Source organism: [Mycobacterium] stephanolepidis (assembly GCF_002356335.1).
Lineage (GTDB): Bacteria > Actinomycetota > Actinomycetes > Mycobacteriales > Mycobacteriaceae > Mycobacterium > Mycobacterium stephanolepidis.
In genome coordinates, this window is record NZ_AP018165.1 from 2,517,920 (window position 1) to 2,530,096 (window position 12,177).

A 12,177-nucleotide genomic window follows, 5' to 3' on the forward strand; every position below is an offset into this window, starting at 1 on the left:
GCGTTAGCCTCAAGCGATGGTGCGACAGTTCCACGCGTATGGCCCGTCGCACTGGGTGATTCTGGCCGTATTCGTGCTCGGCGCAGCGCTCGTGGTGTGGCAGGGGCGCCGGCTCACCGATACCCGGGCCCGTCTCCTGGGTCGGGTGCTCGGCGCCGTGACCGCGATCATCTATGCCGCCATACTGATCGCCGGATGCATACCCCCGCGCATCGAGGTCTCGATGCCGCTACGGCTGACCGACCTGGCGACCGCCGTCGCCGCCTATGCGCTGTGGTCCCAGCGCGCCTGGGCATATGCGTTGACCTACTACTGGGGACTGGTGCTCAGCAGCCAGGCGTTGATCTCCCCCGTGCTGACAGGTCCCGACTTCCCGGCACGTGGGTTCCTGGCGTTCTGGTCGATACATCTGCTCGTGGTGTGGGCGGCCATCTATCTCACCTGGGGACGGGGCATGCGACCCACCTGGCGCAGCTTTCGCGTAACCGCGATGATCACGTTGTCCTGGGCCGCCTTCACCATGGCCTTCAACGCCGCAGTCGGGTCAAACTATGGATTTCTCAATCAGAAACCCTCGACGGCAAGCCTTTTCGACCTGATGGGTCCGTGGCCGTGGTACGTCGTCACCGCCACCGCACTGGTCCTGACGGTTTGGGCGCTGATGACCTGGCCGTGGCAGCGATCCGCGGCTGAAACCGGCGAATCTCAGACCACGCCGAGATAGGCAGAGCGAATGCTGTCGTCCTGCAGTAATTCTCGCCCGGCACCGGATCGTACGACCGATCCGGTCTCCAGAATGTAGGCGTGGTCCGAACGGCTCAGTGCCTGCTGCGCGTTCTGCTCGACCAGAACCACCGTCGTCCCGGAAGCATTGATCTCCTCGATGATGTTGAAGATCTTCGTGATCAGCAGCGGCGCCAGACCCATCGACGGCTCGTCGAGCAGGAGGATCTTCGGCCTGGCCATCAGGGCACGTCCGATGGAGAGCATCTGCTGCTCGCCACCGGAGAGTGTGCCGCCCTCTTGGTGTCGACGTTCAGCCAGCCGCGGGAACAAGGCGTTGATCCAGTCCAGACGCTCCCGACGCTCCGCCCGGGACTTGAATTTTCGGCCGTAACAACCCATTTCGAGGTTCTCGGCGACGGTCATGCCCGGGAATATCCCCCGCCCCTCGGGGGCCTGGACGATCCCTGCCTTGACGCGCTTGTGCGCCTTCATCTTCGAGATGTCCTGGCCCTCGAAGAAGATTGTCCCCGAACTCAGCGGCACGAGGCCGGAGATGGCGCGCATGGTGGTCGATTTGCCGGCGCCGTTGGAACCGAGCAGGGTGACCAACTCGCCCTCGCGGACGTCGAAGGACAGGGTGCTCACCGCCTGGATCGGACCGTAGTGGACCCCGACGTTATTGAGCTTCAGCTGTACGGGAGGCATCTACCTCTCGCTTTCGGTATCGGGCGCAGCCGAATCCAGCCAACTGGGACCGGGATCGGGTCCGTGGAATTCCTCATCGGCCACTCCTAGGTACGCCTCGATGACCGCCGGATCGTTTCTGACCTCGGCGGGCAGGCCGTCGGCGATCTTCCTGCCGAATTCGAGCACCACGATGCGGTCCGTCACGCCCATGACCAGCTTCATATCGTGTTCGATGAGCAACACCGTGTACCCGTAGTCGCGGATGCGCTGGATCAGCTCGATCAGCGATTCCTTCTCGCTGGGGGTGAATCCGGCGGCCGGCTCGTCCAGGCAGAGCAGTTTGGGTTCGGTCGCCAGCGCTCGCGCAATCTCGAGTCTGCGCTGGCTGCCGTACGGCAGCTCCTTGGCCTTGACGTCGGCGACATCGGCGATGCCGACGAAGTCGAGCAGCCCCAGCCCCACATCGACGGCGTAATGCTCCTCGCGGCGATGCCGCGGGGTGCGCAGCAGCGCGCCCAGTACCGATGTCTTGTGCCGGGCGTCGGTGCCCACCGCGACGTTCTCCAGGGCGGTCATCTCACCGAACAGCCGGATGTTCTGGAACGTCCGGGCGATCCCACGCCGGGTGATCTGGTGGCGCCGCAGCCGGCGCAGCGGCTTCCCGTCGAACACGATGGCGCCCGATGTCGGCTTGTACACGCCGGTGATGGCGTTGAAGCAGGTCGTCTTGCCCGCACCGTTGGGGCCGACCAACCCGAGGATTTCCCCGCGCCGAATATCGAAGCTGACCCCGTCGAGGGCTTGCAGGCCACCGAATTTGAGCGTCAGTTCCTTGACCTCGAGCAGCACCTCGGCCTCGGCGGGTTCGGCCTCGTCCGGGGCCTCCTCGGCGAGGTCGATCGCGGTCCCGGAGTCACTGAGTTCGTCGACTTCCTGCGCGGCTTCGGTCCTGGTCTCGTCGTGCTCGGTCATGCCGTGGCCTCGGCTTCCTCAGGCTTCTTGGCGCCAATCCGCTCAGTTGCCTTGCGCCAGTACGCCATCAGTTTCTGGTGGGCCGGGAACAAGCCCTGCGGACGGAAGATCATCAGGACAACCAGCGCCAGCCCGAAGAACAGGTACTTCAGATTGCCGAGGTCTACGCCCTGCACCTGCACGCCGAGAAGGCGATTGGGCAGGTAGACGATGATGAACGCGCCGAAGATCACGCCGAGCTTGTTGCCCTGCCCACCGAGGACAACGGCGCACAGGAACAGCATCGAGTTGATGATGTTGAAGGTGGGCGATGCCACGTATTGCACCTGACCCGCGTAGAGGGCGCCGGACAGTCCGCCGATGCCGGCGCCGATCACGAAGGCCCACAGCTTGAACCGAAAGGTGGGGACCCCCATCATCTCGGCGGCGTCCTCATCTTCTCGAATGGCCACCCACGAGCGGCCAACCCGGCTGCGCTCCAGGTTGCCCATCAGGATCAGCACCACCGCGATCAGGCAGAGTCCCAGCCAGTACCACCACACGCCATAGTTCAGGTGGCCACCCGAATTGCCGCTGGAGAAGACACCACCGCGGACGTACTGCTCCCCCACATGCGGATAGGCGATCTTGTGCAGGCCGCGGGGGCCGTTGGTGACTTCCAGGTTATCGGCGAGCAGGCGGATGATCTCGCCGAATCCCAACGTGACAATGGCCAGGTAATCACCCCGAAGCCGCAGCGTGGGGGTGCCCAGCACCAGACCGAAGAAGGCGGCGATCGCGACGGCTATGGGCAGACAGGACAGCCATGCCCAGCTCGAGCTGAAGAAGGCCGACGTCCCCATGCGATTCCAGGGACTGTCCGGGCTGGTCAGCAATGCGACCGTGTACGCACCGATCGCGTAAAAACCGACGTACCCCAGGTCAAGCAATCCCGCTTGTCCCACAACGACATTCAGGCCTATCGCGATGAGCGCAACCATCGCGAACTGGGCCATTACTCCGCCGAAGCTGGTATTGGGGGTGTTCAGGTACGGAATCTTCCACACCGGAAGCAGCGCCATGAGCGCGAATCCGATGAGCCCGTATACCCATTGGACCGGACGGGCCAGCTCGGACCACCATCGGCGTATCGAGTCGCCCGGCGCCAGGGCATGCGCAGCGGTGCTCATGCCTTCGCCCGCCCTAAGCTCTCACCGAGAATGCCGGTGGGCCGGAACATGAGCACGAGTACCAGCAGGACGAAGGCCACCACGTCGCGCCATTGCGTACCGAACACCGCTTGCCCGTAGTTCTCCATCACGCCCAGCAGCAGACCGCCCAGCAGTGCACCGCGCAGATTGCCGATACCGCCGAGCACCGCGGCGGAGAATGCCTTGATACCCAACAGGAATCCGCCGGAGTAGATGATGCCCTGCGGAACTTTGAGCGTGTACAGCAGCGCGGCGGCCCCGGCCAGCAGACCACCGATGATGAACGTCGTCATGATGATGCGTTCGCGAGAGACGCCCATCAGCGTCGCCGTCGTCGGGTCCTGTGCGACCGCACGAATGCCGCGCCCAAACTTGGTGTGATTGATCGCGATATCTGTGATGAAGGCCAGCACCAAGGCCGCCGCCACGACGACCAGGGTGACATTGGTGATCGTGGCCTGGAACGGAATGTGGTGGCCACCCACATCGAATGGCCCGAATGTCCATACCGGTCTGGGCGTCACCAGACGGATCGGCTGTTGCGCATTGCTGCCGCCATAGCCCTTCAGGATCTTCGGCAGCACGAAATGCACGAATTCCTGGATGACGAAGGACATCCCGATGGCAGTGATGAGGAATGTCAATGGCCGTGCACCACGGCGACGCAGCGGGCGGTAGGCAACCGCTTCCAACCCCAAGGCGGTGGTCGCCGAGACCGCCATGGCGATGAGCATGGCGACTCCGAGGTACAGCACGGTGAGCGAAACGCCCTTGTTGTAGGCATTGCCGCCCGGTGAGAACCCGAGCACGACATCCAGGGCGAAGTATGCCCCGAACATGCCCAGCATGAAGACCTCGGAATGCGCGAAGTTGATGAGACGCAACACCCCGAAGACGAGCGTGTAGCCAACCGCGACCAACGCGTAGATGGCGCCCCACGCCAAACCGTCGATCGTCAGCTGACCGATGCTGTTCCACAGTCCGTGCAGATCGAATGAAATTGTGCTGGCCTGCACATCTGTTTGTGCCATCCACCCCGAAATCATTTGCGGCTGAGCCTAGTCCCCTCGTATGTCCTACGTGACCTTATACACCCAGATAAGTGTCGAGGTTAGCTCTCCGTTCTCGTTCCACTTGTATTCACGCGCCACACCCTGCCCCCGGTAATTCCTGACCCAATCAAGCAACCCCGCCCGCGTGGTCTTCCCGGCATCGATGCCCTTGACCAGGATCGTGGCCAGGTCGTACCCCTCGGTGCTATAGGTACCCGGCTCCTGCTGGAACTTAGCGGTGTACTCCTTGGAGAAGGTGTCCGACGCCGGCCCGCACGGGCAGGACAGCAGTGCATCCTTCGCCGAATCGCCCGCCTGCTTGACGAACTCCATGTCCTTTGCCCCGTCCGCAGACACAAACGTCGCCGTCACTCCGGCATTGCGCAGCTGCTGCACCAAGGGCGCCGCCTCGGCGTAGTAGCCACCGAAGAACACCGCATCAGGTGCGGCGTTCTTGAGCTGCGTGACCGCCGCGGAGAAGTCCTTGTCCCCCTTCTTCACCGAGGCGTTGCAGTCGGTTCCGAGCGTCCCGCGAACCGCGTTGGCAAGCCCTGAACCGTAGTCGGTGCTGTCGTCGACGACGCAGATCTTCTTGTATCCGAGCGTCTTCTTGAGGTAGTTGGCAACGGCGGGCCCCTGCACGCCGTCATTGGCGAGGCCACGGAAGAACGTCTTCCAGCCCTGCTGCGTCAGAGTCACGTTAGTGGCCGAGGCGGTCGTGGAGACCAGACCCGCCTCGCTGAAGATCTGGCCGGTCGACTTGGTCTCCCCGGAGAACCCCGGCCCGATCAGTCCGATGATGGTCGGGTCCCCGATGATTTGCGGAGCAATGTTGCTCGCGTTCTGTGGCAGGCCCTCGGTATCGAACTCGCGGAGTTTGATCTGACACCCGGGATTAGCGGCGTTGTGCTTGTCGACGGCAAGTTTGGCCCCGTCGAGGATATTGATCCCGAGCGCGGCGTCAGGACCGTTGAGCGCTCCGACCATCGCCAGGGAAACGTTGGTGCACTGCGCTTTTCCGTCACCGGCGGGATCGGCCGCTGATTTCACATTCGACGCGGGCACCTCGGTACCGTCCTGAGCGATCTGCACCAACGGCGAGATCTTCAGGTTGGTCTGATTGGACTCGTCCGACTGAGTGCCGGCGTGACAACCGACCAGGGCGAGGGACACCGCGCCCAGCATGATCACACTCGCGCGTGCACGCACGATTACCTCCGGATGGCTGGGGCTGACAGGTCGAAACAAAATCGCTGATCAGAAAACATAGCCAACCGCGGGGCAACGCGCAGTGCTTACCCGAGTTTCAGCTCGGCGCGTCGGTATCGAGTGTTTCCAGCACCACTTCGGCAACGCGTTTCATGGTGGTGCGGCGGTCCATCGCGGCGCGCTGGATCCATTTGAACGCCTCGGGCTCGGTGAGGCCCTGGGTGGACTGCAGAACGCCCTTGGCGCGCTCGACCAGCTTGCGGGTCTCCAGCCTGTCGGCCAGCGTCTGAACTTCCTTCTCCAGCGCAGTCAGCTCGCCGAAACGGCTCACGGCGACCTCGATGGCGGGTACCAGATCGGTTTTGGAGAACGGCTTCACCAGGTAGGCCATGGCGCCGGCATCGCGGGCCTTCTCCACCAGGTCGCGCTGGCTGAATGCGGTGAGAATCACAATCGGGGCGATGCGCTTGGCCGCGATCTCCGAGGCGGCATCGATGCCATCGCGACGTGGCATCTTCACGTCCATGATCACCAGATCGGGTTTGAGTTCCTCGGCGAGGTCGACGGCTTCCTGCCCGTCCCCGGCCTGACCCACCACGTCATAGCCCTCCTCGTGGAGCATCTCGACCAGGTCGAGGCGGATGAGGGCTTCGTCTTCGGCGACGAGCACACGGCGGGCGGGCGCCGCCGGTTCGGTGTTCTGAGGGCCGGTCATGGCGACCATTGTGACGCATGTGGTCGTGTGTACGGCGATACCCTGGTGAAAGTGATGTTCCCCATCCCTTAAGGTTGGAGATCGCGCGACTGGCCGCTGGACACCAAAACGGCAGTAACGCCAGGCCCTCGTATCCCAACTGGCAGAGGAAACGGATTCAAAACCCGTGCAGTGTGAGTTCGAATCTCACCGAGGGCACCAGGAAGACAACATCTGGGCTCCGAGACGACGGAGTTCAAACTTGACCAAGGACGGCGCGAATCGCGGCCGGCGTGCTTTGATTCCCCGCATGAACCGAGCAACTGTCGGTGTGCTGACGCTTATGGTGTGCGCTTCTGTGGTCGCGGCGTGCCAGACGTCGTCCGGTATTACCCGCATATCGGACACGGCGTCGTCGACGGCCACCACGAAGACCTTCGCCGCCTCGACCATCCCCCGGTCCACATCCCTCGCGCCGACTGCCAAGGCCGATGCGGACGACCCGGCCAAACGCATCCGGGATACCTTCCGGAGCCTGCAAAACCCCGTCATCGCCGCCACGAAGGACGGCACCGGCAGCTATGACATCCCAGTAGCGCCGCAACCGTCGGTGTCGGGTCCGGCGGCCTACATCGCGGCGCTCTGCACCGGCGGCCCGGCCGTGAACATCGCACTGGACGGCACCCCGGTGCCCGGCGGCGGAATATGCGGCGACGATCCCGGCAAGCCCGGTGTGATCGTGATGCTTCTTGCCGTCAAGGCAAATCCGGCGGCTTCCCACACCATCAAGGTGCAAGGAGCCGCCGGTCAGCACAGCTGGGTGTCAATGGCCTACGGCCAGATGTATTGACCGCGCCTAACCGACGTCGGTGCAGGTGACTCCGGGGTTCTCGCAGTCGGAGCCGGTCTCGCCGGGTGCGCTGACCCAACCGCCGGCATCGTCGTGCCCGGGAGCGATGTTGGACTCCGGTGGGTTGTTGTCGGAACCGCACACCACCCAGGCGTTCTCACACTGAGCGCCGGCGCCGCCGGGGAGGTAGCCCCAGCCGCTGTTGCCGTCGTTGCTCGGCTGATCGACAAGCGATCCATGCGATGGCGAGTTGGGTGCGCCCGGAACCGGAGGTGCCGGAGACGGATCAGCCGAGGCCACCGCTCCGAATCCGACGAAGGCTGCTGCCAGGACGCCGGCCGCGGGCGCCACGACAAGACGGGTGAATGAGTTCATGGGCACCTCTTCAAAGGGTGGACGAATACAGGACAAATGTACTCCCACACACAGCTTTTGCAGATGACCTTGGTAGGAACCGCACACCATGTCTAACCCCTGCCGATATCGCACACGACGCCTTGCCGCGTGCTAAGACTGGCCAGCATGACCCCCGAGACCCTCGTTGACATCCACGAGATCACCGAACTCAAGTACCGCTATGCCCGCACCCTCGATAACAAGTTGTGGGACGAGTTCGCCGACACACTCACCGAGGATGTTGAGGCCACCTACGGCACCGCGGTGCATGGCGCGCCTCTCGAGTTCACCTCGCGCACCGGTGTTGTCGACTACATGCGGTCATCGTTGACCACGGACATAACCAGCGTGCACACCATGAGCCATCCGGAGATCGCTGTGGACGGCGACACCGCTACCGGCAGCTGGGCCATGAGCGATGTCGTCATCGTCCCGGCACACAGCGTCCTCATCACCGGGACCTCGTATTACACCGACCGCTACCGCCGCGACGCCGATGGGAAGTGGCGGATCAGCTACATCTCGTACTACCGCCTTTATGAAGCCATGCAGAACACCAAGCACATCGGCTTCAACCTGATCGCGAACCGCTGGTCGCAGTAGCGCCGAGAACCGGGTAACCTATCGCCGGGTCTGGAGACATCCGTACTCCACATAGCTGGCATAGGAGAAACCGGTGCGCTGTCGCCTCTGCGACTCGACGGAGCTGCTCAGCGTCGTCGATCTGGGTGCCACGCCACCCTGCCAGAAGTTTCTGCACGCCGATGAGCTGGATTTGCCGGAACCCACTTATCCTCTGCACCTGCGGCTTTGCCGCGACTGCATGTTGCTGCAAATCCCTGCGCTGATTAGCCCCGAGGACAACTTCACCGAGTACGCGTACTTTTCCTCGTACTCCGATAGCTGGGTCGATCACGCCCGCGCATACGTCACCAACTCCATTGCGCGCCTGGGACTTTCTCCCGACGGCCCGGGTGACTTCATGATCGAGGTGGCCAGCAACGACGGCTACCTCCTTCAGCACGCCGTTGCCGAGGGAATTCGCTGCCTGGGCATCGAGCCTTCGGTGAATGTCGGACAGGCGGCGCGCAACAAGGGTGTTCCGACGCTGACGGCCTTCCTCGACGAGGACACCGCGGCCCGTGTCCGCTCGGAGCACGGCCCGGCCCGCCTGGTCGCGGCCAACAATGTGTACGCGCACATCCCCGACTTGCGGGGGTTCACGCGAGCCCTGAGGGGGCTCGTTGCCGATGACGGTTGGGTGAGTATCGAGGTTCATCACGCGCTCAACCTCATCGAGCTCGGCCAGTTCGACACCATCTATCACGAGCACTTCCAGTACTACACCGTATTGGCGGCTCAAAGAGCGCTTGCTGTAGGCGATCTGGAAGTGGTCGACGTCGAACTGCTTGACACACACGGTGGTTCGATACGGGTGTGGGCGCGTCCTCGCGAATGCCGGCCCGAGATCGCGCCGTCGGTCGCCGAGGTCTTGGAACTGGAGCGACGGGCAGGCTTGCACGAACTGGCCGGATATGAACGATTCCGTGCGACCACCGAGCGAATCCGCCTGGAGCTCTTGCAATTTCTTCTCACGTGCAAGGCTGAGGGCAAGACCGTCGTCGGGTACGGCGCGCCCGGCAAGGGCAACACGTTGCTGAATTACTGCGGCATCCGCACAGACCTTCTCCGCTACACCGTCGACCGGAACCCTTACAAGCAAGGCATGTTCAGTCCCGGTACCCGCATCCCGGTTCACTCCCCCGAGCGAATCGATGAAGACAGACCCGACGTGGTGCTGGTTCTCCCGTGGAACCTGGAAGCCGAGATCACCCAGCAGTTGCGGCATATCGGCGAATGGGGTGGAAGGCTCGTCTACCCCCTGCCGCAGCTACACGTCGTCGAACCCCATGTTGAGCCCGAAGGAGCATCGGTATGAAGGTCGTGCTTTTCTGCGGGGGCTTCGGCATGCGCATGCGCAACGGCGCCGGAGATGTGATCCCCAAACCCCTCCAGATGGTCGGACCGCGTCCCCTCATCTGGCACGTGATGAAATATTATGCGCACCATGGACATAAGGAATTTATCCTGTGTCTAGGCTATGGCGCTGAGGCCATCAAGGACTTCTTCCTCGGCTACAGCGAAGCGCAATCGAACGATTTCGTCTTGGCCGAGGGCCAGGTGCGGTTGTTGAAGTCCGACATCGCCGATTGGACCATTACGTTCGCCGATACCGGTGCCGAATCGCCCATCGGTGAGCGACTGCGACGAGTCCGTCACCACCTCGGCGACGATCGTTACTTCCTGGCCAACTACGCGGACGTTCTCACCAACGCTCCCCTGGACGATCTGGTGACCAAGTTCCACGATTCCGGAGCGGCCGCGTCCATGCTCCTGGTTCCGCCGCAATCGTCGTTCCACACCGTGGACGTGAATGACGGTGGATCGATCACCGATATCACCGCCGTCTCCAAGCTCGACATGTGGGAGAACGGCGGCTATTTCGTGCTCTCCCAGGATGTCTTCGACTACCTGCCCGCGGGCGGCGATCTCGTCGAGGACGCCTGCGGGTCCCTGGCAAAAGAGGGCAGGATGTTCGGCTACAAGTTCAACGGATTCTGGAAGCCGGCCGACACCTTCAAGGAACGCGCCGAACTTGACGAGGGTTACCGCAAGGGTGTGCGCCCGTGGATGGTCTGGGAGCAGGAGCCCGCCACCACGTGATCGAACTCAACACCGGCGCCGTAGACGAAATTGCTTTGCTGGCAGCGCATTGCGACGATATCGCGATCGGCATGGGTGGCACTCTGCTCACCATGGCGACTCGCCGCCCCGGGTTGCGGGTTCGGGCGCTCGTGCTGACGGGCGGTGGCACCGAACGAGAATCTGAGGAGCGAGCGGCCCTGACGGCCCTGTGCCCCGGGGCAGAAGTGAGCGTCGACGTGCTCGACTTTCCGGACGGACGAGCCCCCGCACATTGGAACCAGATCAAAGACGCGCTATCGGCATTTCGCCGTGAGTCGGCCGCCGCGGTGGTTTTCGCTCCGCAGCGTCGCGACGCCCACCAAGACCACCGCCTGCTGGCAACACTGGCGCCCACCGAGTTTCGTGACCATCTGATCCTCGGTTACGAGATCATCAAATGGGAAACCGATACCCCGACACCCACAGTGTTTCAGCCGCTCAGCGATGAGATCGCCCGTAGCAAGGCCGATCTCATCAACACGCATTATCCGTCTCAGCGACCGCATGACTGGTTCGACCACGAGACATTTCTCGCCGTGGCACGAGTACGCGGTGTGCAGTGCCGCCACCGGTACGCCGAAGCGTTCGTGCTGGAAAAAGCAACGATCTCTCTAGGAGCAACGCAGTGAAGGTTCTCGTCACCGGTCATCAGGGCTATCTCGGCACCGTGATGTCGCAGATGGCCGCCGAGGCCGGTCACGACGTTGTGGGCCTGGACTCGGGGCTCTTCGCCGAGTGCGTCTTGGGCCCGGCACTCGTGGATCCGCCATCGCTCGCGGTCGACCTTCGCGATGTCACGGTCGATCAGCTGGCTGGTTTCGATGCGGTGATTCACTTGGCGGCGCTCTCGAACGATCCCCTCGGCGCGCTGGCGCCGGACCTCACCTACGACATCAACCACCATGCCTCCGTGCGGCTGGCGCGGCTGGCCAAGGATGCCGGAGTGAGCCGCTACCTCTACGCCTCGACATGTTCGGTATACGGGTCGGCGGGCGACGATCTGGTCACGGAGAACGCTCCCCTGAAGCCCTTGACTCCGTACGCGGAGAGCAAGGTTCGCGTCGAGGATGATGTCGCCGCTATTGCCGACTCCGACTTCTCGCCGGTGTTCCTGCGCAACGCAACGGCATTCGGTTACTCACCGCGACTTCGCGCCGACATCGTGCTGAACAACCTCGTCGGCAACGCCGTTCTCACCGGCGAGGTCCGGGTGCTCTCGGACGGAACGCCGTGGCGCCCTCTGGTACACGCCCGCGATATCGGCTCGGCATTCCTGGAATGTCTCACAGCCCCGCAGGATGTAATCCACTGTGCGGCGTTCAACGTCGGCACCGAGGAGAACAATCAAACGGTCGCGCAGATCGCGGAGGCGGCCGTCGCCGCCGTACCGGGCTCCACTTTGGCCATCACCGGAGAGACGGGTGCGGATCCTCGCTCATACCGCGTCGACTTCTCTGCGATCCGTGCCGCATTACCCGGATACCGGGCGGAGTGGTCGATCGAGGCCGGCGCCAAAGAGCTCTACGAGCAGTGCGTCGCCGGCAATCTCACCGAATCACTGTTCCGCCAATCCTTCACCCGCCTGGCGCATTTGAAGAACCTACGCGAGTCCGGAGCAGTAGACGACACGCTGCGCCCGGTCGCGAGGTGACCCGG

At 63.2% G+C, this 12,177-nt stretch carries 14 protein-coding genes and 1 tRNA gene; 8 read left to right on the forward strand and 7 right to left on the reverse strand.

Translation table 11 applies throughout. The features are described 5' to 3' along the window. Positions 1–16 precede the first annotated feature (16 nt). The gene (locus MSTE_RS12470) at positions 17–724 is read left to right on the forward strand and encodes a YwaF family protein (protein ID WP_096501597.1); all 708 of its coding nucleotides are present in this window, start codon (positions 17–19) and stop codon (positions 722–724) included. Here the strand turns inward: MSTE_RS12470 and MSTE_RS12475 are convergent. From MSTE_RS12475 to MSTE_RS12500, 6 genes are all read right to left on the reverse strand, one after another. Then, positions 706–1,431: an ABC transporter ATP-binding protein gene (locus tag MSTE_RS12475; RefSeq protein ID WP_030097761.1), complete on the reverse strand. Its 726-nt coding sequence runs from the start codon at positions 1,429–1,431 to the stop codon at positions 706–708. The two genes, MSTE_RS12470 and MSTE_RS12475, sit on opposite strands and share 19 nt — an antisense overlap. Continuing rightward, positions 1,432–2,385 carry an ABC transporter ATP-binding protein gene (locus MSTE_RS12480; RefSeq protein ID WP_231896871.1) on the reverse strand — a complete coding sequence of 318 codons (954 nt, stop codon included), beginning with the start codon at positions 2,383–2,385 and terminating at the stop codon, positions 1,432–1,434. It abuts the gene before it with no gap. After that, positions 2,382–3,554, reverse strand: a complete 1,173-nt coding sequence (locus MSTE_RS12485; protein ID WP_096501599.1) for a branched-chain amino acid ABC transporter permease — start codon at positions 3,552–3,554, stop codon at positions 2,382–2,384. Before MSTE_RS12485 ends, MSTE_RS12480 begins: the two co-directional genes overlap by 4 nt. Next, entirely contained in the window at positions 3,551–4,621 is a 1,071-nt protein-coding gene (locus tag MSTE_RS12490) for a branched-chain amino acid ABC transporter permease (RefSeq protein ID WP_096501601.1), read from the reverse strand. Before MSTE_RS12490 ends, MSTE_RS12485 begins: the two co-directional genes overlap by 4 nt. 30 nt (positions 4,622–4,651) lie before the next feature. Next, on the reverse strand, positions 4,652–5,836 hold the full coding sequence (locus MSTE_RS12495) for a branched-chain amino acid ABC transporter substrate-binding protein (RefSeq protein WP_096501603.1): 1,185 nt from the start codon (positions 5,834–5,836) through the stop codon (positions 4,652–4,654). A gap of 97 nt (positions 5,837–5,933) precedes the next feature. Then, complete coding sequence (locus tag MSTE_RS12500) at positions 5,934–6,551, reverse strand: ANTAR domain-containing response regulator (RefSeq protein ID WP_078288248.1); 618 nt, start codon at positions 6,549–6,551, stop codon at positions 5,934–5,936. Between the two features lie 124 nt (positions 6,552–6,675). Between MSTE_RS12500 and MSTE_RS12505 the strand changes: the two genes are divergently transcribed. Both MSTE_RS12505 and MSTE_RS12510 read left to right on the forward strand, forming a co-directional pair. Then, positions 6,676–6,752 (forward strand) — tRNA-Leu (locus MSTE_RS12505). A gap of 88 nt (positions 6,753–6,840) precedes the next feature. After that, complete coding sequence (locus MSTE_RS12510) at positions 6,841–7,380, forward strand: hypothetical protein (protein WP_096501605.1); 540 nt, start codon at positions 6,841–6,843, stop codon at positions 7,378–7,380. A gap of 6 nt (positions 7,381–7,386) precedes the next feature. On the opposite strand, the gene MSTE_RS12515 is transcribed toward MSTE_RS12510, so the two are convergent. After that, on the reverse strand, positions 7,387–7,755 hold the full coding sequence (locus MSTE_RS12515) for a hypothetical protein (protein ID WP_096501607.1): 369 nt from the start codon (positions 7,753–7,755) through the stop codon (positions 7,387–7,389). A 147-nt stretch (positions 7,756–7,902) separates the two neighbouring features. Here MSTE_RS12515 and MSTE_RS12520 point away from each other — a divergent pair, with 147 nt between their 5' ends. From MSTE_RS12520 to MSTE_RS12540, 5 genes are all read left to right on the forward strand, one after another. Then, complete coding sequence (locus MSTE_RS12520) at positions 7,903–8,379, forward strand: nuclear transport factor 2 family protein (protein ID WP_096501609.1); 477 nt, start codon at positions 7,903–7,905, stop codon at positions 8,377–8,379. 73 nt (positions 8,380–8,452) lie between these two features. Then, positions 8,453–9,715 (forward strand): class I SAM-dependent methyltransferase, encoded by a 1,263-nt coding sequence (locus MSTE_RS12525; RefSeq protein ID WP_096501611.1) that lies wholly within the window; start codon positions 8,453–8,455, stop codon positions 9,713–9,715. Then, complete coding sequence (locus MSTE_RS12530) at positions 9,712–10,500, forward strand: glycosyltransferase family protein (RefSeq protein ID WP_096501613.1); 789 nt, start codon at positions 9,712–9,714, stop codon at positions 10,498–10,500. Before MSTE_RS12525 ends, MSTE_RS12530 begins: the two co-directional genes overlap by 4 nt. Beyond that, the gene (locus MSTE_RS12535; RefSeq protein ID WP_096505808.1) at positions 10,497–11,150 is read left to right on the forward strand and encodes a PIG-L deacetylase family protein; all 654 of its coding nucleotides are present in this window, start codon (positions 10,497–10,499) and stop codon (positions 11,148–11,150) included. Before MSTE_RS12530 ends, MSTE_RS12535 begins: the two co-directional genes overlap by 4 nt. Next, positions 11,147–12,172, forward strand: a complete 1,026-nt coding sequence (locus MSTE_RS12540; protein ID WP_096501615.1) for an NAD-dependent epimerase/dehydratase family protein — start codon at positions 11,147–11,149, stop codon at positions 12,170–12,172. The genes MSTE_RS12535 and MSTE_RS12540 overlap by 4 nt, the downstream gene beginning before the upstream one ends. Positions 12,173–12,177 lie beyond the last annotated feature (5 nt).